Here is a 21610-nt window from a genome sequence, read left to right as displayed (position 1 = left end):
GATCAAGCATGAGACGACGCTTCACACGACGTACGCTGCTTCGCGGGCTGGGCGTAAGCATGGCCTTGCCGTGGATGGAATCGATTCCTGTCTGGGCCGATGCCGCAAATGCCAAGGCCAGCGAAGCGCCGCTGCGGTTTGGCGTGATGTTCTCTGGCAATGGGTTCCATAAAGATCACTTCTGGGCCAAGGGCAATGGCGCCGAGATGGAGACCGGCCAGGTGCTGGCTCCACTGGCCGAGCACCGCGAGAAGATGGTATTCATTCGCGGACTGTACAACGCCGAGGCCTTGAAAGGAAACATCCATAGCTCGCAGACCGGCAACCTGCTTTCCGGCGCAGCCCTTTCGTCCGGGGGCGAAATCCGCTCCGGCACCAGCATCGATCAGATCATCGCCCAGCATAACAGCCACGCCACGAAGGTCCCGAGCCTGGTGCTGGGGTGCGAGAAGTCGAACCCGTCGGTGCACAAGAATTACTCGATGCTGTACAGCTCGCACATTTCATGGAGTTCGCCGACGACGCCGACCCCGCTCGAGCTTTACCCGGCGCTCGCGTTCGACCGGCTCTTTCAGGAAGGAGCCAGACGCGAAGACAAGAGCGTGCTCGATGCGATTTTGGAAGACGCGAAAGACCTGCGCCGCAGCATCAGCGATTCCGATCGGCGAAAGCTCGACGAGTACCTGGACTCGGTCCGCGACGTCGAGCAGCGGATCGAAAGGGCTGGCAAGCGGGGCGAAATGCAAGGGTGGAAGCCGTCGCTGGATAAGCCCAACATGGCCCGCCCGGCCGATGGCATCCCGCAGGATATCGCCGAACACATGCGGCTGATGTGCGACGTCATGGTGCTCGCTTTTCAAACCGATGCGACCCGCGTTTGCACCTTGAAGCTGAACAACGATCACTCGTCGCTGCGGTTCTCGAACCTGGGGATCGACTACATGATCCATCACCTGCTGTCGCACCAGGAATCGGACGACTGGCTGAAGGTCAACCAGTTCTTCCTCAAGCAGGTCGCCTATGTGGCCAAGAAACTCGATGCCAGCCAGGAAGGGGAGCGAACGACACTCGACAACTCGCTGATCCTGTTCTGCTCAAGCATGCTCACCGGCAGCCACGATGCGACCAAGCTGCCGGTCGTGCTGCTGGGCAAAGCAGGCGGCAAACTCGAAACCGGGCGAACACTCGACTACCTCGACCAGCCGAACCGCAAGATGTGCAGCTTGTACTTGTCGCTGCTGGACAAGTTCGGCGTGCAGCTGGACGCGTTTGGGGATTCGGCTGAACGGTTGGTGGAGGTTTAAGCAATCAGCTCTGGAATCACCTTCCCACCGAATTGGCTCAGCTGCTTGAACCGCCCGGCGTGGTAATAGGTCAGCTTGTTGTCGTCGAGGCCTAGCAAACGCAAAAGGGTCACGTGGAAGTCGCGGATATGGGCGACGTTCTCGACGGCCTGCATGCCGGTTTCGTCGGTCGCGCCGATCGTGTGTCCGGCGTTCACGCCGCCGCCGGCCAGCCAGTAGGTCATTGCGTGCGGGTTGTGATCGCGGCCGTAGGCGGTGCCGCCGCGGACGCCATTGTCAGGCGTGCGGCCGAATTCGCCGCACCAGACGATCAGGGTCTCATCCAGTAGCCCGGTGCGTTTCAAATCGGCGATCAGCGCGGCGATGGGCTGATCGACGGCGTGCACCAGGTTACCGTGGGCCCGCTCGATGTAGTCGTGACTGTCCCACGAGCCGTGATACAGCTGCACGAATCGCACGCCTTGCTGGACGAGCTTTCTAGCCAACAGGCACTTGCGGCCGAACGAATCGGTGGGCTCCTTGCCGACGCCGTACAGGTCGAGCGTTTCCTGGGGTTCCTGCTTCAGGTCCAGCACGCCGGGTACCTGCATCTGCATGCGGAAGGCCAGCTCGTAGCTTTCCATCCGGGCACCCAGCTCGTCGTGGTAGGAATGCCGCTTCTGATGCTGCTGGTTGAGCTGAGCGATCAGGTCGAGGTTCTTTCGCTGATGCTCGGCCGTGATCCCCTCGGGCGGGAAGAGATCGAGAATCGGCGATCCCTTCGGACGCAGCGGCGTTCCCTGGAACTGGGCCGGAAGGTACCCGTTGCTCCAGTTCGCCGCGCCTCCTTGCGGATAACTGACTTCCGGCAGCACGATGAAGCCTGGGAGGTTTTGGTTCTCGGAACCGAGTCCGTAGTTGACCCACGCTCCGACGCCAGGGTCGCCACCGAAGCGGTTGCCACAGTTGAGTTGGTACATGGCGGTCGGATGATTGACGCTGTCGACCTGGCAGCCGCGGAAGAAGCAGATCTCGTCGGCCACGCCTGCCAGATGCCGCCAGTTTTCGGCCATGTCGGCGCCGGACTGGCCCACCTTCTTAAACTGGAAGGGGCTTTGCACGTAGTAGCGTTTGCCACTTTCCATCGCCGACTTCTGCTCGCCGCTGCGGGTGAACTCCTGCAGGTGCAGCTGCGCAAGCTTCGGCTTCGGATCGAACGTATCGATGTGGGACGGACCGCCTTCCATGGTCAGGAAGATGCAGTTCTTGGCCTTGGCCGGCAGGTGACCTTGGCGCGGCTCGGTCCCTACGGCCTTGTTTTCTTCGGCCGCTAGTAGCGAGCTGAACGCAACGCTCCCCAGGCTGGCACCCAGGCCATACAGGAATTCACGTCGCTTGGGCAGTGGGTTAGTAGACATAGACAAACTCGTTGGAATTCAAGATCGCCAGACAAACGTCGGCCAGGGCTCGGGTCTTCGCGTCGACCTCATGCGGCTGAAGGTCAGGCACGAAGTCTTGGTAGGCGTGCAAGGTTTCGTCAAACGAGAACTTCTCGCCGGTGTTCTCTTCGACCGCATCGCGGCGGACGACCAGGGGTACTTCGGCCTCGGTCAGTTCGCGACCGCTTTGAATCGCCTCCATCGCTTGCCAGTGCTTCTGGCAAGCGATGCGTTCACTTTCCGTTGGCAAACGCCCGAAGGTCAGCTGGAACACGCGGTCGATCGCGTCCTTACCCGTGTGGCCTTCTGTGGTCACGCGATTGGCCAATGCCAGGGCGCGGTCGTAGGTGGCTTTGCCGTTGAACAGGGCAAACACCTGCGGCGTGACGGTCGACTCGCTGCGCATCTCGCACGAGAAGTCTGGGCCTGGGGCGTTGAAGACTTCGCGGAACGGATCGGGCAGGCCGCGAATCTTCAAGCTGTAAAGCGATCGCCGTTGACGCTGCTCGGGCAGGGGATTGGGGGTCCAGGCCGATGCGAACGTTCCCATCACTTGCCGCGGCTGCATGGCGGCTTCCATGTTGATCTCGGGTCGGTTCGGTATGCCCCCCAGCTTCGGGTTCAGTTCGCCGGTCGCAAACAGCATTGCGTCGCGCAGCTCGGAAGCGGTCAGTCGCCGTGGGGTGAACGCGGCGTACGAGGTGCCGAGGGGATCTTTCTCGTCGAGCGAATCGAAGCTGGGATGTTCGCACGACCGGCGATATGCCTCGCTAAGCATGATCTGGCGATGCATCGCTTTGAACGACCAGCCTGACTCGACGAACGTGGCGGCCAGCCAATCGAGCAACTGCGGATGGGTCGGCCGCTTGCCGGTGGAACCAAAGTTGTTCGGATTACCGGCGATCGGCTGACCCATGTGCCACAGCCAGATGCGATTGACGACCGTGCGCGTGGTGAGTGGGTTTTCGGCGCTGGCCACCCACTGGGCAAACGCCGCGCGGCGTCCTTCGATGTGCGTGGGAATGGCCGGGTGCTCGACTTCATCCAGCACACTGAGTATGCCAGGCTCGACCGGCGCGGATGGGCTGAAGGGATCGCCGCCGGTCAGGATGCAGGTCTGTTCGAGTTCGCCGGACTGCATCGGGTTGGCTGGCACACGTAGCGGAGCATATACCGACTTAAGCGTCGGCGTCTTGCCGCTGTAAACCGCCAGGGCGTACGGCTGGTAACGTTCCTCTTCCCACTTCAGTCGCTGCAGGCCTTTACGGGCCACGCGTTCGTTGCCGTAGTCTTCCGGCGCGAAGCCAACGTGCTTGGGAGGAATTTCACTTTCGGGAACCTTCTGACGCATCAACGTCTGGCGCGCGGCTCCGAAGTCCTGCTTGCCCTTTTGCTTGTCGAGCGTCTCGTTCCACCTGGCGGGATCGATCTTGTTTTCGGCATACCAGGCCTGGGCGGCTTCCAATTGCTTTTCGTCGAGTTGCTTCAGGGTCTGAGAGTATTCCGTCCGCCGCGATTGGAGGTACTTCTTTTCGTCGAAGCCATCGGTGTTTTCGATCTCGAGGAAAGGTGCTTTTCGCTCGGCCAATTGCGTGGTGGCGAAGACCGCTTGAATCGCGTAATAGTCATGCGTCGGCACCGGATCGAACTTATGGTCGTGGCAACGCGCACATTGCAGCGAATGGGCCAGGAACGTTTCGCCAACGCTATTAGTCACGTCGTCGAGGAAACGCTGCCGGGCGACCTTTTCGACTTCCATGCCGGTCAATTCCCACGGTCCCATTCTCAGAAAACCGGTCGCGACGATCGCTTCGGAGTTGTCCGGGTTCAGTTCGTCTCCGGCAATCTGCTCGCGGATGAACTGGTCGTACGGCTTGTCTTCGTTGAAGCTGCGGACGACGTAATCGCGATAGCGCCACGCGTTGCCCCGTTCGTAGTCGTTGGCAAAGCCAGAGCTGTCGGCGTAGCGGGCCACGTCCAGCCAGTGCTGTGCCATCCGCTCGCCATAGTGGGGTGAGGCCAACAGGCGGTCGATCACCTTGGTAAACGCGACTTCGTCGGACGAAGGATCGCTGACGAACGCTTCGATCTCCTGCGGGCTGGGGGGCAGACCGATCAGGTCGAACGTGGCCCGGCGGATGAGCGTCCGCCGATCGACCGGAGGCGCACCTTTCAGGCCCTCGGGCATCTTCGCCAACAGGAACGCATCGATCGGATGAGCGGCCCCGACGTCCGGCACGTTCGGCTTGCGGACCGGCTGGTAGGCCCACAGGGCTTCCGGTTTGTATTTGCGGTTAGCCCATTCCTGGGAAAGGGCTCCGACCGTTTCGACCGTGATGCCGTCTTCGGCCGACCACTTGTCGGCATACTGGGCGTTGATTTCTGCTGCCCTGGCTTCGTCGGGCCAAGGGGCTCCCAGGGCGATCCAGCGTCGGAACCAGCCGATCTGCTCGGCCGTCAATTTTTCGGCTTCCTTCGGCGGCATGGCCGACCAGCTGAAGTCATCGCGGCCAATGGCAAGCATCAGCGGGCTTTCTTCCGGCTTGCCGGCGACGATACTCGCCTCGCCGCTATCGCCTCCCGCATGTAGCGCGGCCAGCGACCGCATATCGAGCCCCCCTTCGATCTCGTCTTCGTTTTGCCCGTGACATGCCAGGCACTTCTCGGCCATCAGGGGCGCAATGCGGCGCACGAACAGCGATTCCCCTTCCTGATCACCAGCCAACAACGGCGGTGCCAGCAGAAGCAAAAGGAACCAGGGACTGATCGAGCGGATAAGGTTAGGGTAGGGGACCGCGCACATGAGACCTGCCAGGGGGTGGTAGGTAGGAGTAGGGGAGATGCCTTCAGTATAGAAAACGTCCCGGAAAAAGTCACGAAAAGCTTGGAAAGCGTGTTCCCGCCGCCCCACTACGAGCCGTTCTCCTTTTTCTTTTCCTGGTGATAAAGCCGGCGGATCTCGTCCAGATCGACGCTGGTTTCAGGGAAGCTCATGTTGAACGACTCGAACGCCGCGATCAGGATTTTTAGGACGACGTAACTACGAAACCACTTACGATTCGAGGGGATCGCAAACCAAGGAGCATAGTCGGTGCTGCATTTGGACAAGGCATCTTCGTAGGCATCGGTGTAGTCGTCCCAGAAGGGGCGTTCCGCGTAATCGGCGTCGCTGATCTTCCAATGCTTGTGGGGCGAATCGAGGCGCTTCTTGAAACGCTCGAGTTGTTCTTCCGGGTCGATGTGCAGATAGAACTTCAAGATGTGGGTGCCATTGTTGGCGAGCATTCGCTCGAAGTTGTTGATTTCGTCGTAGCGCCGTTTCCAGACTTCTTTGGGCACCATGTTATGCACGCGCTGGACGAGGACTTCCTCGTAGTGCGAACGATTGAAGACGGCGATGTGTCCGAGCTGTGGCGTGACCAGGTGATGCCGCCAGAGAAAGTCGTGCTCCGCTTCGACCTTGCTGGGCACTTTGAAACTGAACACGCGGCACCCTTGCGGATTCATCGCGCGAAAGACGTGCCGAATCGTGCCGTCCTTACCGGCTGCGTCACGTCCTTGCAGGCAGATCAGTACCGATCGCTTCCGTTCGGCATACAGCGAATATTGCAGCTGGCGAAGTCGGTCGCGCAGCCGTAGCATTTCGGTTTCCGCCAGGTCGCGATCGTCGTGGAGGTCTTTGCAGACAGGATCAAACTTATCGAGGTCGAGCTTACTGCCCGGCGCAATGCGGAAGTGTTCGTAGTAGTCCATAGCACACCTGGCCAGAGTTCAGAGAAGCGTTTCCTGTCATCAGTCTAGCGGTTGGCAGCGAGATTCCCTACTACGATTTTCCTCAAGAAGGATCGGTTTCCGGGAAGGGTTCCTGCGAAGCTGGCTCGTGCGTCAGTCGCTCTCGCGCCAAGCGTTCTTCGCGAATGAAATACCATCCGCCAATCAGTAGCGAACCAAATCCGATCACCGACATGGCCAATGAGAAGTTCAAAAAGAAGGTCAGCCGCGACTGCTCCGCTTCCCAAAGGTCCTTGTAAAGCTGAATGACGGCCGAACCGGTGTACCCCAGCGAGTCGATCAGGTAGATCGCGAAGACGGAAGTTCCGGTTGCCCTGGTCGCGGCGAAGATTCGATCGAACACGACCGTGTAAGGGACGTACGCCAGATAGGCCCCCAGACCGACCAGGATCATCCACGTCAGTCCGTTTATCCACTTGGCTTGCAGACAAAGCGTGCTGATTCCCAGTAGTGCCGAGCCGACCAGCATGATCGAGAAGGTCGCCAGCAGCGCGTGGCGATTGTGCCGAAACAGGCTCAACGCCCCGAGCGTCACCGTGATAACGATCGCGCTGACGAACTCGATCTGCGTGAAGATGCCAGGGATCTGCGCGAGATCCAGCTCTTTGAGGATCTCAATCGCGTAGTTATCTCGAAAGTCGCGAAACGCGGTCAGCAGCACGTACACAAAGCTCAACAGGACCAGCCCGATTGAGAAATGTGCGAGAAACACCCACTGATCGCGGGACGACATCGCGCTGCGTTCGCTCCGTTCGGCCAGGTCTTGGGCCGTCGGTCTCGGCAAGGCATCCAACAGCCAGGCCGAAAGGAGCAGCGGAGGCAGAAACAAAAGCCCCACACAAAAGGGCATCCAGAACGGGTCGACCGCCACGTAGTCCATCATCCAGCGGCCGGCATCTTTGACGAAGCCGGTGGCGACGATGTACGAGCAGCTTAGCGTGGCGACCAGAAGTTCGGTTGCCCGGCGCCCTTCCAGATAGCGCATGGCCAGCCCCCAGACCATGCCCAGCGGAAGCCCATTGCAGAAGATCGCCAGCACTTTCCAGTTTTGCGGCAGAATCGCGAAGCCCAGCAGCGCCAGTTCCGCGAACACAATCAGGCTGATCGTCGCGACAAACAGGTGCTCGCGCTTCAGCTGCGAACAAAACTTCACGCCGATGTACTTTGAAACGACGTAACCAAACAGTTGGCTGAGCACCAGCGCCGTCTTCAGTTGAATCTCGGTGTCGCCAAACTCGTATCCCTGGTAAGTGGCGACGGCCAGCGGCTTGCGAAACGCGTACATGCAGAAGTAGACGGCAAACGACGTAACCGAGGCAAACGCGATCGCCACCCAGGGGCTCGATCGCTGCAGCCAGTCGTGAATCGATTGATTGCCGCGGCCTGGGCTCATGACGATCGCCTGCTGCGACGATAATCGCTGGGAGACATGTTGAGTTCGCGGCGAAATGCCCGGCTCATCACTTCGGGCGAATCAAAACCGCAGCGCGAAGCGATTTCCGCGATCGGCAGCACTGAACGATCCAGCAGTTGCTTCGCCATGTCCAGCCGTACGATCGTGATCTGCTTGCTGGGTGAGACGTCGAGGTAGCGATCGAACAGTTGTTCCAATAGCCGCCGCGAAGTGCCGGCCTGTTCGGCCAGGTCGGCCACTTGAATCGGTCGATGAAAGTTGTCGCGGACGAAGCGGAGCGCCGCCACCAGGCGATCATCCGGCAGCACCGTCCAGTCGGTGGACTGCTCGGAAATGACGTTCGTGGGAGAGATCGTCACCAGTTCACTTCCGTCGGCCTGGCCATGCATGATGCGGTCTAAGAGGGCCGCGGCCTGATAGCCGACGCTCTGCGCCGCGTTGTCCAGCATCGAAAGCTTGGGGCGCGTGATGCCGCTGGCCAGTTCATCGTATTCGCCTGCCAACACGGCGATGGCATCCGGGACGCCGAGTCCGACGTACTTCGCCGCTTCAATCAGCTGACGTGAAGTCTGGGTATCGATCGCGAGAATCGCACATGGCGTCGGCAAAGTCTTGAGCCAACCAGCCAGCGTGCGGATCTGATCGATCCACGGCTCGTTACGATCGATGCCGGTCGACAAATAGGTATGACACTCGTACCCGGCCGACTTCAGATACTGGGCGTAGGCCTGGCCGAAGAGGTCGTCGTAGTTGGTCCGCCAATGCGACCCGCAGTACGCAAAGTGCGAGTACTTTCGATGCAGATAATACTTGGCGGCAAGCCGCCCGCTTTCTTCCTCATCGAGCGTGCAGCGGGCAATGACCCCTTTGCCGTACTCGTACCACGAGACATTCACGCACGGGAGTCCAGCCGCCAGGATTTCCTCGGCTAATTCGGCATTATTGACCCGGGCTATGACTCCGTCGCCATCCCATCCCTTGGGAAGCCGTAGGGGCTCAAACTTGCCACGCGGCTCGAGAAAAACGTTCCAAGGTTCGCCGCATTCGTCGAGATAGGTCCCCACGCCGCGGACCATGCCCGATCCCCAGCCGGTGGAAGTTTCGATCAAGACAATCACGTTCTTCATGCGAACTCAGTCGGTTTAGCGTGGCTTTTCAGGCGAAACGTGGCATGCGCATTTCGTCAAATCAATTGTCATGCGGGGTGGGCGAAGATCTGGCAATATCGTCCATACGCTGCAAAGTAGCTACGGCTTTCATGTCAAAATCGTCGTGACTTAACGATACGTTAACAGTATCAAGCGCGATTCCGTGAAAAGTTTTGGATTTGCGCGAATCGTCTCTGACATTGCGCAAATGGCCGTGGTGCTGGCAGGCCGCCCCTCGCAAAATGGCAATCGTTGCAGGGGAAAAGACGACTGGGCCGGAACAGAGACACCCAGGCGAAGTTGCCCTGCAAGGCATCACTACTGGGATTCGTGGGGGACGAATTCAGCCGATTCTTTCTTCAACTTCATGGGGAACTCTTTATGTCTCGTTATCGAATGCCTAAAGCATTCACACTGGTCGAACTGCTGGTCGTGATCGCGATCATTGGCGTGCTCATTGCATTGCTTCTGCCGGCAGTCCAACAAGCACGTGCCGCCGCACGTCGCATGGAAACGATGAACAAGTTCAAGCAGATCGGCTTGGCGACCCACAACTTCCACGACACCTTTGGCGACCTGCCGCCTTCGGTCGTGACGGACACCGGCCTGAAATACAATCGCGGATCGGCATTGCTGTTGATCATGCCGTACGTCGAACAGAATGCTCTCGGCAGAAAGGCGTTTGATACCGGTGACTTCTATGCCGCGTATCGCGAGCCGGTTCCGCTATACACCAACCCGACCGACTGGACCAACGGGGGCAACCCAACGCTTGTCGATGGCGGCTGGGGAACCTACGGTGTAACGGGCTTCGCGGCGAACTATACCGCGATGGGTTACATGGACAACATGGAAGACAAGTCAAAAGACTTTGCCAGCATCACCGATGGCACGTCGAACACGATCTTCTATGCCGAGAAGTTTACCAAGTGCCAGACATCGACGTTGTACTACAACATCTGGGCCTACGGCGACGCCAGCTGGTATGAATGGAACCCGGTGTTTGCCGCCTACATCACCGGGCCGGCATCGAAGTTCCAGGTCAATCCATCCTCGGGTGATGCCAGCGCGACTTGCAATCCCCAGTTGGCGCAAAGCCCTCGCTCGAGCGGAATCCTGATTTCCCTGGGTGACGGCAGCACGCGTCACTTGAACGCCACCATCGATGAAGACGTGTGGTGGGCTCTGTGCACACCAGATCAAGGGGAGGTCAGTAGCTTTGAATAATCCCACATTCGATATCCAGGGACGATGGAGCTTTGCCTTGCTGCTGATGCTGACGGCCGTTTCCCTCGGCTGCGGAGGCATGACCCAGGCACCGGTAGACGTTTCCGGAAACATCTCGATCGAAGGAAAGCCGCTCAACCAAGGCTCCGTGATCTTCACCGATAAGAAGGGGGAACGGGCCTACGGCGAGATTCAACCGGACGGATCGTTCCTCGTTCCGCAGATTGTGCCAGGCACGTTTCGCGTTTCGGTAAGCGTTCCTCAGCGGCGACGCGGCCGGGGAGAGAATGCCGACCCGGCTCGCGGAGCCCGGCCGATGCCGGTGCCGGTTCCCTCGCGATACGCAAGCGTCGATTCGTCGGGGCTCGAATTCGAGATCGACGCGAAGAAGCCTGACGTGACGATCCAATTAAAGCGTTAAATCCAACAAGCGATTGTGATGGCTGCTGGTGGTTGGCCGACAACCCAGGCAGCCATTTTTTATGCGCTGCCATCTAGCGGCACGCGTCGCAGTGCCCTTTGATCAGCACTTCTTCCATTTTGCCCGGCGGCTTCTGCTTGGGGTTATCGGGCACCAGTTCGATGTGAAACCCCGACAGGCACATCACCTTGCCGCAGTCGACGCACATGAAGTGGGGATGCTCGGAACGTCCCTCCGATCCCGACGGCAACAATTCGAACCGACGCACCGCGTCCCCTAAATCGAGCCGGGCCACAATGCCTGATTCGTCCAATTCGGTCAGCGATCGATAGATGGTCGACTTGTCGAAACCGAATTCCGAGAGCTCGTCGGCGACTTCATTGGGGCTCAGCGGAGTCTGATGGTCGGCGAGCGTCTGAACGACCGCTATGCGAGCCGCCGTGCAGCGGAGATTAGCTCCGCGAAGCAGGGTTTTGGCGGCTTCCATCGAGAATCCAGATTTACGCTTGCGTGCCATGGGTGGTTGGGACCTGTCTGCGGGGTGCTAGTTCACCCAATCTTATCGTACTTGCAATGCATTTGCAAACAGGGGCTCACCGAGACCAGTAATGGTTCTCTCTGCAATAAATCTAAGGCGATGAACAATATCTCGGAATGTTCAAACGATGGAGTCGACTATACTGCATGACTCCCGCCTGTTTTCCCCGCTATGAATACATTCCCACCTCCAACAGAAACAAGACGTCCCATGTCTTTCAAACCTCCCCTGATTCTCGCGCTGCTATGTCTCCTTTCGATAAGTCAACGTGGATTGGCTGAAGAAGTGCAAATTGACTCTCTCCAGCAATTGCACAAATACGCTAGCCGTAGCGGTAACCAGGTCATCTTGAAACCGGGCAAATACCACCTGACCGAGTTGATTCCGCTTGATTCCATTCAGCAACGTCGGCGCGATCATCAATACACGTACATCGATTTCTCAGGCAGCGACAATCATTTTCGGCTGGAAGGGGTCGAGATCATCGCCGACACGAAGATTCGTGAAGCCTTACGTCCCCCGGTGCATACCAACGAGTTCATCGTTAGTGGAAATCACAATCAAATTTATGGCCTGACCATTACGAACACCGGCAACGGGAAATCGCCAGGCGGGGCGTTGGTATCGATCACGGGCAACGACAATACGATCAGTCGGTGCAAGTTCACCGTACGAGGTTCCTCGCCGTATGGATATGGTGATCTCTTTGGAAAAGGGGGGCCTTCGGTCATTGGACACTGCAAACACAGTGGCGTTCAGATTCTCGGCAGTCGTACCAGAGTCCTGGATTGCCAGCTCTTCCTACGTTCCTTTGGCCATGGCTTCTTTGTTCAGGGTGGAGAAGGTCAGCACTTCGAGAACTGCTACGTCGAGGGAGAGATGCGTTCAACGGACGACATACTGGGTGAAACGGACGGCCCCGCCAATCGCGTTGATTTTCAGATGGTTCTTGAAACGAGAAACGGCGACCATACCGTTCTGCCAGGTTACACGAAATCGCTGTGCGAAGACGGCTTCCGCACCTACAACGAGGTGAAAGACGTTACGCTGATCAACTGCGTCGCCAAGCACATGCGCGGTGGTTTTGAACTACGCACCAAGGGTGGCGGCGTGCACATTAAAAACTGTGAAGCCATCGGCTGCGAGCGTGGCTATTGGGTTGGCAACGGAGCAATTATTGAAGATAGCCGTGGCGACAATCAATTTGGCCCGTTGCTATATGTCGAGGGAAGGGGGACTCAAATTGATCTGACGTGCAGCGATAAGCCTCCCCAGTCGATCGTCCATGCACTTGCGGCCATCTCGGGAAGCGGCCATGTCATTTCCCTCCGCGCCAAGTCGAACGAGTCGAACGCCTCTGCCTCTCCGATTCTGGTTGGCTATTCGGCCCCACCGGCTGGTGAAGGAATGTGCTTCCTATCGGTTCGCCCTGCGTCAAACATCTCGCTGGAAAACCGTACGCCTTCGCCAGTGATCGTCCATCGGAAGTCCGACTTGAATCAGATCGACAGCCTGGAGGCAGTCACTTACGACGATCGCCCGCGCCGCTAGCCAAGTTTTGGAAATTTTTCGATCCTTTCCTCTCTGCTGCGCTAATTTCGACATTCGACCTCTTGAGCAAATGAAACCAGTCCGCGAGATTGAAGGTTTGCCACCCACGGACGAAAGGATCGCGCATGAAGGTTTCCATTGTTGGGGTTGGGAAGGTTGGCGTCACGCTGGGGTACTCGATCGTGCTCAAGGGACTGGCAACCGAACTGGTTCTAGTGAGTCGCAATAGCGAGCGGATCCGCGGCGAAGCCCTCGACCTTCAGCATGCCGCCGCCCTGGGACCCAGTCGCGTCCGCGTTCGCGGCGGTGACCTGGAAGCGACGCAGAACTCGGACGTGGTTATCCTGGCCCTGGCACAACCGGCCGACCAGGGAGGCAACGCGATGGACCGGATCGCCTCGGCCAAACCCAACGCGCAGCTCTTTCAAGAGGTCGTACCGAAGATCGCCCCGTTGAGCCCCGATGCCATTTTGCTGGTCGTTACCAATCCGGTCGATGTGTTGACCTACGCGACGCTGAAGCTCTCTGGCTTCGATCGCCACCGTGTGCTGGGGACCGGCACGCTGATCGATAGTGCCCGCTTCCGCTCGCTTCTTTCAGCGCACTACGAGATCCACTCAGACGACATCCGTGCTTACGTATTGGGTGAGCATGGCCAGTCGCAGTTCCCGGTTCTTAGCGCCGTATACGCCGGAGGGTGGTACATGGGGAAAGACCCTGAAGTGAAGCGGGCATTCGAGAAGACGTTGAGCGTTGCCCCGGAAGTCTTTCTGGCCAAGGGTTACACCAACTTCGCGGTCGCCAGCGCGGCGGCCATGATCGTGCAGGCCATCAAAGACAACTCGCACCACACGATGCCCGTTTCGACACTGGTTGATGGGTACTACGGCATTGAAGACGTGTGCCTATCGCTGCCGGCGGTGATCGGCAGAGAAGGCATTGCCCAGGTGCTAAGCATCGCGCTGAACGAAGAAGAACAAGCCCAGTTGCGCTTTTCCGCTCAACATCTTCGTTCGGTCAGCCAGAGCCTGGCCGAGTACTGGTCGAGCGATACTTGCTAAATCGGCGCCTTCGTTGCTGCCCGCATAACCGGAACTCGCGGCGTGATCAATGCGCGCCGATCGAAGGCAGAGCAGACGACTTCTTACGCACCGATGCTTTTTTCGACATACGTTTTACGTTGAATCGAAGTCGCAGGCTTTCACGCGGCTTCTGGCCTGCCAGGCGGTAGAACATTCAGGCACTCGTCGCGACAGAGAACTCATCGTGTTTGCAAACAATGAAGAAGCGTTTCGCTATTTGTACGATCGTCAGGGCATCTTGTGCGTACAGGTCATGCTGAGCGCGGTACGTGCTTACGGAGCCGACACCGGCTGCGTCCAGGTATTGACGCTTTTGAATGGTGCCGACAATTCTTTCGACAAGAAGGACGAGAAAGCCCTCGTCGCGGCCATGCGATACGTCGAAGAAAATCTTTCCCAGTGGCAAGAATCCCGCGTCGTCAACTTGCCTGACGGCACGCAACTGACGATCGATCCGGCATTGGTTCCGGACGAGTACTAATCGACTCTGGCCGCATCTGCAACGTTCGCATCTCTGGTGCCTGGTAACTCTCAAGCGTTATCTTGGCCTGCGCTATCTCTGCGCGCGATTTCTTAACGAAAAAGATTGACGACGCCGCGCGGATTCGTAAGACTTGGGGCTCCCGCCTTCCACTTCCTTCCTTCTAGTCCTTCGCGAGGCCTTCTATGTCTGGGCATATCAGTCGTCGTCAAGTCATCAAGTCTCTAGCAGTTGCCGGTGCCGCGATCGCGTTGCCTGCGGCGAGTTACTCGCGTGTTCTCGGTGCCAATGATCGCCTGCGTGTGGGCAGCGTCGGTACCGGCGGCAAGGGATGGAGCGACCTGAACGGAGTCGCCGCGAGCCCCGCTGTCGAAGTCACCGCTTTGTGCGATATCGACAGCTCGGAGCCCCATCTGGGCCGCGCCGCCGAAAAGTACTCCAATGCCAAGACCTACACCGACTGGCGCAAGCTTCTGGATAACGCCAACGCGGTCGACGGCGTGATTGTTTCCACCCCTGACTTCATGCATGCCCCGGTGTCGCTCGCGGCGATGCAGTTGGGCAAGCATGTCTTCTGCCAGAAGCCGCTGACGCATACCGTTTTCGAATCGCGGCAGATGAAAGAGGCCGCGAAGCGGAACAAAGTCGTCACGCAGATGGGCAATCAAATCCAATCGCACACGGCCTATCGCACGGCGGTGGCCTTGGTACATGCCGACAAGATTGGCAAGGTGAAAGAAGTCCACTCGTGGCAGGCTGGCACCCCCAGTTGGCCCCGCAACATCGAACGACCGGCCGGTGAAGATCCTGTTCCGAAGACCGTGGCGTGGAATCTGTGGCAAGGGGTCGCTCCGCGTCGACCTTACAAGTCGGACATCTACCATCCCTTCAACTGGCGTGGCTGGCAGGACTACGGTACCGGTCAGCTGGGTGACTTTGGTTGCCACATCCTCGACCCGGTGTTCAAATCGCTCGAACTGACGGCTCCGCTTCAGCTCACCGCCGAAGCACCACCACTGAAGGCCGAAACCTGGACCGAAAGTGCGACCGTGCGGTATATCTTCCCAGGCACCCAGTACACCGCCGGCGATACGATCCACGTAACCTGGTACGACGCCGTCGGCGTTCGCCCGCCAGCGGAAGTGACCGCTCATCTCCCCAAATCGTACTCGCTTCCCAACGCCGGATCGGTGCTGATTGGTGAAAAGGGTACGCTTGTGATTCCGCACGTGGCGATGCCCAAATTCTTCCCCAACGGTGCCGACACGGAAGCCGCGATCGAGGAAGTTCTCAGCGTCGATCACTACGTGCAGTGGGCCGACGCAGCACGGGGCGAAGCGGAGACGACGTCGGCGTTCGATTACTCGGGGCCACTCACCGAAACTGTCCTCCTGGGCACCGTCGGCATTCGCTTTCCAGGACAAACTTTGAAGTGGAATGCTCAGGAAATGAAGATTCCCAATTTCTCCGCGGCGGAGCCCTGGCTCACCAAGAGTTATGCCGCCGGATGGGAGCCGACCTGGGTCTAATCCAACCTACATGGTCACACTCCGAGACGTGATCGCGGTACAATAACGGGGTCAGCTTGATTCAATCACAAGCTGACCCAACAACCACCAATCTGCACCCGCGGGAGAAGACCATGTCGCGAGAGAAGTCGATCGAAAATCTGCAAAAGGCCCTGTCGATGGAATTGACGGCCAGCCATCAATATCAGTTGCATGCCGCCGTCCTGGAAGACTGGGGGCTGGACCTTCTCGCCAAGCGCATGCGAGAAGAAATGCAGGAGGAACTGGGGCACTCGGACTTATACCTCAACCGCATTTTGTTTCTTAAAGGGGAGCCGCAGCTGACGTTCGACAAGCAGCCGGTCCGTGCCGAATCGCTACAGGCCATCTTCAAGACCGACATGGAAGACGAGAAGGAAGCGATCGAGTTCTACACGAAGGCCTCGCAGCAAGCGTCCGCCGATTCCGATATCGGAACACGTCAGATCTTCGAGCAGATCGTCCTCGATGAAGAAGGGCACATGGCCTGGCTCGAACTCCAACTCGATTTGATCGAACGCATGGGAGAAGCGGCCTACATCGCGAAGCACATGTCTTCGCCGTAGGCGTTGCGACTTGAAAAGCGATATCAATGAACAGGGGGATGCCAACCGCGAGGTCGGCATCCCCTTCCTTTTTCGTGTGTCTTTAGAGCAGATTCTAACTACGCTTCGCTCGGTTTCGTCTTGGCAAACTTCCGCAAAACCACGTAGAAGACCGGCGTCAGGAACAACCCGAAGATCGTCACCCCCAGCATGCCGGCGAACACGGCCGTTCCCAGCACGCGTCGCATTTCGAAGCCGGCACCGGTGGCGATCAGCAGCGGAATCACCCCCAGGATGAACGAGAACGCGGTCATCAAGATCGGGCGAAGTCGCAAGCGACACGCTTCGATAGCGGCCTCAAATCGGTTCTTGCCGGCATCTTCTTCCGCTTTGGCGAACTCGACGATCAGAATCGCATTCTTACACGCCAGGCCCACCAGTACGATGAAGCCAATCTGCGTGAGGATGTTATTGTCCATCCCGCGAAACCAGATACCCATGATTGCGAACAGCAGGCACAGCGGAACAATCAAAATGATCGCCAGCGGCAAGAGCCAGCTCTCGTACTGAGCGGCCAGCGTCAGAAAGACGAACAACACCGCCAGCGGAAACAGGAAGACAATCGTGTTGCCCGCCTGGCGTTCCTGAAACGCGATGTCGGTCCACGCATAGCCGAAGCCTGGCGGAAGGTTCGCGTTGGCCAGTTGTTCCATCGTATCGAGAGACTGCCCCGAGCTATAGCCTGGGACCGTGTCGCCGTTGAGATCCGCGGCGGGGTACAAGTTGAATCGTACCAGGCGATCCGGGCCGACGACCCGCTCGACGTCGACGATCGAAGCCAACGGCACGCTGGCCCCTCGTGTGCTTCGCGTACGAAGCTGCAAGATGTCGCTCGGTTCGTCGCGGAACTCCGGCTCGGCCTGGGCGGTGACCCGGTAGGTGCGTCCCAGCAGATTGAAGTCGTTCACGTAGACCGAGCCGAGATAGACCTGCAGGGCAGTGAAGACGTCGTTGACCGGAATGTCGAGCATCTCGGCCTTCGTTCGGTCGACGTTCGCTTGAATCTGCGGAACGCTGAGCCGGTAGTTCGAGTAAACCTGAACCAGCCCCGGCTGCTGATTGGCCTGGGCCGCGATCTGATTGGTAACCTGGGCGAGTGCATCCAGGCCGGCACCGCTCTGGTCTTGCACGTACATCTTATAACCGCCCCCACGACCGATGCCGCGAACCGGTGGCGGAGGAATCACGAAGATCTGCGCTTCGTTAATGCCGGCCAGCTTTTGCCGCAGTTCGGCAACGATCACATCAATCCCGCGCCCCCTGGCACTTCGCTCTTTGGCGTCTTCCAGCGGCAGGAAGGTCACCGCGGCACTCGGGCTAATCGTAAAGGTCGATCCGGACAGGCCTGCGATACCGACCGAGTGAGCCACCCCGTCAATCTTGCCACCGATGCGGGCAACCTCCTTGGTGACGGCATCCGTTCGAGAAAGTGCCGCGCCATCAGGAAGCTGAATCGCCACGATGGCGTAGCCTTGGTCCTGTTGCGGAATGAAGCCGTTGGGAACCATGCCGAAGCTGTAGTAGGTCGCGACGAGCAGCCCGGCGTACATGAGTAGCACCAGGGCCGAGACGCGAACGATTCGCGAAATGATGCCGGCGTAGATGTTGCTCGTCACGTCGAACGTCTTGTTGAACAGTCGGAAGAACCAACCAAACAGCACGTCGACCACTTTGCCCACCCAGTTCTTCTTCGCATCCTTGGGCCGCAGCAGCAGGGCACACATGGCCGGGCTGAGCGTCAAGGAGACGAACGTCGAGAACGCGGTCGAGATGGCGATCGTGATGGCAAACTGCTGATAGAATCGCCCACTGATGCTGGGAATGAAGACCGTCGGCACGAACACCGCGATCAACACCAGCGTGGTGGCAATCAACGCCGAGCCGACCTCATCCATCGCTTTGTGCGTCGCTTCTCGTGGCGACAGCCCTTCGGCGATTAAACGTTCGACGTTTTCGACTACTACAATCGCGTCGTCCACCACGATCCCAATCGCCAGCACGAGGCCAAACAGCGAAAGCGTATTAAGCGTCACCCCCATCGTCTGCATCACGGCAAACGTTCCGATCAACGATATAGGAATCGCGATCACCGGGATGACGGTCGGTCGCCAGCCATGCAGGAAGATGAACACCGTGAAGACCACTAGCAGCGTGGTGATCAGCAACGTATCGAACACTTCGGCAATCGACTCTTCGACGAAGTCGGTTGGGTTGTAGGCAATCTGGTAGCCGATCCCCTGGGGGAAGTCAGTCGACAACTGGGCCATCGTCTCCTTGACTTCTTTGGCCGTATCGACCGCATTGGTGCCTGGCCGCTGGTAGATCAGCACCGCGACGGCCGGGTTGCCGTCCAAATAGCTCAGACGCGAATAGTCTTGTGCCCCCAGTTCCAGGCGGGCCACGTCGCTAAGCCGCGTCACGCGACCATCGTCGCCGCGTTTGATGATGATGTTACCGAACTCCCGGGTATCTTTCAGCCGCCCCTCGGTCGTCACATTCAATTGGAACGCGCCGGTACCGTCGTTGGGCGGCTGACCGATCACCCCGGCCGCGACCTGAGCATTCTGACCCCGAATCGCACCGATCACGTCACCTGGCGTCAGATCGAGATGGGTCATCCGCTCGATATCGAGCCACACCCGCATCGCGTATTCGTTACCACCGGCGATGCGAATATCGCCCACCCCATCCAGCCGCATCAGCGCGTCGCGAATGCGGAGGAACGCGAAGTTGCTGATGTAAAGCTGATCGCGGCTACCGTCGGGCGACTCCAGGTGCACCACCATCAGCATGTCGGGAATCTGCTTGCTGGTGGTGACGCCAATCTGGCGAACGGCTTCCGGCAGGCGCGGTTCGGCGATGGCCACGCGGTTTTGCACCAACACCTGGGCGTCGTCCAGGTCGGTGCCCAGTTTGAAGGTCACCGTCAGCTGCATCGTTCCGTCGGCACTGGACGACGACTCCATGTACAGCATGTCGTCGACGCCGTTCATTTCCTGCTCGATCGGCGTCGCGACGGTATCGGCAATCACCTGGGGCGTGGCACCGGGGTAACTGGCCCGCACCACGATCGTCGGTGGAGCAACGTCTGGGTACTGCGAAACCGGCAGTGTGAAGTAAGTAATACCACCCACCAGCACGATGATGAACGACAGCACCGACGCGAAGATCGGGCGTTCGATAAAGAAGTGAGGAAACTTCATCGGATCGCCTCCTCGGTCTTCTCAACCGCGGTTTGCGTCTTGTTCCGCAGGAGTTGAACCGAGCTAAGCCCAGGCGAAATCCACTGGTCTTGTGGCAGCGGCATATAGTCATCCGGCAGGCCGTCTTCGCGAACTTCAATTGTCCCTGTCTCAACCTTCACCGGCATCTCGGGACGCACCAGCAGAATACCTTGGATGACCAACGACTCGCTTCCATCGAGCCCCGTACGCACTACGCGTAGTCCGTCGACCAACGGGCCAACCTCTACGCTTCGACGTTCAATCTTGCCATCGACGACGATGTAAACGTACTGCGAGGATTGATCGGTGCCGATCGCCGAATCGGGAATCAGTACGGCCTCGTAAGCCGCGCTGCCTGGCAGGCGAACCCGGCCGAACATGCCCGGCACGAGAACTTCGTTGTCGTTGCGAAAGATGCATCGCACGCGAATGCTGGCCGTGTCGGAATCGAAGCGGTTATCGACGAAGTCCATGTGCCCCATATGCGGAAAGCCTTCTTCGTCGGCCAATCCGAGGAACACGGGGTTTTTCGCCGATCGCGAGCTTTCACGTTTGCCTTCAAGCGCCAGGCGTATGTACTTCAGGGCCTGCTGTTCGTTGACGTCGAACACGCAGTAGATGGGGTTTACCGACGTGATGGTCGTCAGCAAGGTCGAGGTCGCCGCGCCGCCACTGACCAGGTTGCCTTCGGTGACGTATTCGCGGCTGATCCGGCCGGATACCGGCGCGTAGATCTTGGTATAGTTCAGGTCGAGTTCGGCCGTTTCGACCGCGGCTTCAGCCGAATGGATCGCCGACTGAGCCGTCGCCACGCCCGCTTCCGCCAATCCGATGCCCGCTTCCGAGGCCGTTACGTCCGCTTCGGCTTGCGTGAACTCCGCTTCCCGCTGGTCGAGTTCGTCCTGGGCGACCGCGTTCGACGTGCGGAGCGTACGCGTTCGCTTGACGCGGGCCTCGGCCAGGTTCAGCTCGGCTTCGGCTTGCTTCTTCTGAGCACGCGCTTCGTCGAGTTGCGCCTTGGCCTGGGCCATTTGTGCTTGGGCTTGCCCCAGGGAGGCCTTCGCCCCATTGAGCGCCGCGATGAAGGGTCGCTGATCGATCACGAAGAGCAGGTCCCCCTCGTGAACGATCTGACCTTCGTCGAAGTGGATCGACTGAAGGTAACCGCTGACGCGTGCGCGGATCTCGACGAACTCGATCGGCTCGAGACGGCCCGTGTAGGCATCCCACTCGACGATCTTTTTGTTGACCGGCTGCGAAACGGTCACCGTCGGGGGTGGCCGATCCACAGGCCCTTGAGGTGCGCCGGAACAGCCTGCCAGAGCAATCGCGCTGATGCCACACGCGAGCGTGGCGAGCGCCAATGGATAGAAACGTCGAAAGATTTCCATAAAGCCAATCGAATGCTGGGAGTCGTTTTTTTGCACAGTCCTCTTGGATGGATTGCCAATTCTAGACAGCCTTTGGGCCGGGTCGAGAGAACGATACTCCAAGATCCTTGGCAGATCCTTTCAACAAGAAGCACCGGCAGCAATAACCGCGAGCAGGCGGATCAACAGAACGTTAAAAACGAGAGTAGGTCCGAGAAATGGCAAGGTGAGTCCTCTGGCCTCAAAAGCCTTATTATGGAAACGATATCGTTTCCTAGATGCCGTCATCCGCGCCGATGCCACCCGTTTGCGGTAGCTGATGGCGAGACATTACCCACCCCCTCATGGGACGAGAGGTCGAGGTCGATGATGACAAAAACTTCCTGCCAAGAAAGTCGACAAAAATCTTCCACGTAAACATTTAGCTGCCTAAGTGTCCACCTGGATTGGCAGCCTGAATATCACTGGATTCCCATGAAATACGGGGA

Annotated in this window: 16 protein-coding genes; 8 read left to right on the top strand and 8 right to left on the bottom strand. The window is 58.7% G+C overall.

Annotated elements, in window-relative coordinates; translation table 11 throughout:
* The first annotated feature begins 8 nt into the window (after positions 1–8).
* Positions 9–1304: a DUF1552 domain-containing protein gene (locus Pan97_RS12325; RefSeq protein WP_196782374.1), complete on the top strand. Its 1296-nt coding sequence runs from the start codon at positions 9–11 to the stop codon at positions 1302–1304.
* Here Pan97_RS12325 and Pan97_RS12320 read toward each other — a convergent pair.
* From Pan97_RS12320 to Pan97_RS12300, 5 genes are all read right to left on the bottom strand, one after another.
* Positions 1301–2701 (bottom strand): DUF1501 domain-containing protein, encoded by a 1401-nt coding sequence (locus Pan97_RS12320; RefSeq protein ID WP_144972937.1) that lies wholly within the window; start codon positions 2699–2701, stop codon positions 1301–1303. The genes Pan97_RS12325 and Pan97_RS12320 overlap by 4 nt on opposite strands.
* Complete coding sequence (locus Pan97_RS12315; RefSeq protein WP_144972935.1) at positions 2691–5525, bottom strand: PSD1 and planctomycete cytochrome C domain-containing protein; 2835 nt, start codon at positions 5523–5525, stop codon at positions 2691–2693. The genes Pan97_RS12320 and Pan97_RS12315 overlap by 11 nt, the downstream gene beginning before the upstream one ends.
* Positions 5526–5632: 107 nt before the next feature.
* The gene (locus tag Pan97_RS12310; protein WP_144972933.1) at positions 5633–6475 is read right to left on the bottom strand and encodes a polyphosphate kinase 2 family protein; all 843 of its coding nucleotides are present in this window, start codon (positions 6473–6475) and stop codon (positions 5633–5635) included.
* An 82-nt stretch (positions 6476–6557) separates the two neighbouring features.
* Positions 6558–7907, bottom strand: coding sequence for a DUF5690 family protein (locus Pan97_RS12305; RefSeq protein ID WP_144972931.1), 1350 nt, complete (start codon positions 7905–7907; stop codon positions 6558–6560).
* Complete coding sequence (locus tag Pan97_RS12300) at positions 7904–9055, bottom strand: AraC family transcriptional regulator (RefSeq protein WP_144972929.1); 1152 nt, start codon at positions 9053–9055, stop codon at positions 7904–7906. The genes Pan97_RS12305 and Pan97_RS12300 overlap by 4 nt, the downstream gene beginning before the upstream one ends.
* Positions 9056–9457: 402 nt before the next feature.
* Between Pan97_RS12300 and Pan97_RS12295 the strand changes: the two genes are divergently transcribed.
* Both Pan97_RS12295 and Pan97_RS12290 read left to right on the top strand, forming a co-directional pair.
* Positions 9458–10303: a DUF1559 family PulG-like putative transporter gene (locus Pan97_RS12295; RefSeq protein WP_144972927.1), complete on the top strand. Its 846-nt coding sequence runs from the start codon at positions 9458–9460 to the stop codon at positions 10301–10303.
* Entirely contained in the window at positions 10296–10724 is a 429-nt protein-coding gene (locus tag Pan97_RS12290; protein ID WP_144972925.1) for a hypothetical protein, read from the top strand. The genes Pan97_RS12295 and Pan97_RS12290 overlap by 8 nt, the downstream gene beginning before the upstream one ends.
* A 73-nt stretch (positions 10725–10797) precedes the next feature.
* On the opposite strand, the gene Pan97_RS12285 is transcribed toward Pan97_RS12290, so the two are convergent.
* Positions 10798–11241, bottom strand: a complete 444-nt coding sequence (locus Pan97_RS12285; RefSeq protein ID WP_144972923.1) for a Fur family transcriptional regulator — start codon at positions 11239–11241, stop codon at positions 10798–10800.
* 231 nt (positions 11242–11472) lie between these two features.
* Here Pan97_RS12285 and Pan97_RS12280 point away from each other — a divergent pair, with 231 nt between their 5' ends.
* From Pan97_RS12280 to Pan97_RS12260, 5 genes are all read left to right on the top strand, one after another.
* On the top strand, positions 11473–12813 hold the full coding sequence (locus tag Pan97_RS12280) for a right-handed parallel beta-helix repeat-containing protein (RefSeq protein ID WP_144972921.1): 1341 nt from the start codon (positions 11473–11475) through the stop codon (positions 12811–12813).
* 125 nt (positions 12814–12938) lie between these two features.
* Positions 12939–13874 carry a malate dehydrogenase gene (locus Pan97_RS12275; protein WP_144972919.1) on the top strand — a complete coding sequence of 312 codons (936 nt, stop codon included), beginning with the start codon at positions 12939–12941 and terminating at the stop codon, positions 13872–13874.
* Positions 13875–14079: 205 nt separating this feature from the next.
* Positions 14080–14376, top strand: coding sequence for a hypothetical protein (locus tag Pan97_RS12270; protein ID WP_144972918.1), 297 nt, complete (start codon positions 14080–14082; stop codon positions 14374–14376).
* Between the two features lie 185 nt (positions 14377–14561).
* Complete coding sequence (locus Pan97_RS12265; RefSeq protein ID WP_144972916.1) at positions 14562–15905, top strand: Gfo/Idh/MocA family protein; 1344 nt, start codon at positions 14562–14564, stop codon at positions 15903–15905.
* Positions 15906–16018: 113 nt separating this feature from the next.
* Entirely contained in the window at positions 16019–16489 is a 471-nt protein-coding gene (locus Pan97_RS12260) for a bacterioferritin (protein WP_144972914.1), read from the top strand.
* Between the two features lie 98 nt (positions 16490–16587).
* Here the strand turns inward: Pan97_RS12260 and Pan97_RS12255 are convergent, their stop codons facing one another.
* Together Pan97_RS12255 and Pan97_RS12250 are read right to left on the bottom strand one after the other, a co-directional pair.
* Positions 16588–19731, bottom strand: a complete 3144-nt coding sequence (locus Pan97_RS12255) for an efflux RND transporter permease subunit (RefSeq protein ID WP_144972913.1) — start codon at positions 19729–19731, stop codon at positions 16588–16590.
* Positions 19728–21143: an efflux RND transporter periplasmic adaptor subunit gene (locus Pan97_RS12250; RefSeq protein WP_144972911.1), complete on the bottom strand. Its 1416-nt coding sequence runs from the start codon at positions 21141–21143 to the stop codon at positions 19728–19730. The genes Pan97_RS12255 and Pan97_RS12250 overlap by 4 nt, the downstream gene beginning before the upstream one ends.
* Between the last annotated feature and the right edge of the window lie 467 nt (positions 21144–21610).

This window comes from Bremerella volcania (genome assembly GCF_007748115.1).
Lineage (GTDB): Bacteria > Planctomycetota > Planctomycetia > Pirellulales > Pirellulaceae > Bremerella > Bremerella volcania.
This window is presented reverse-complemented; position numbering and strand designations above follow the sequence as displayed.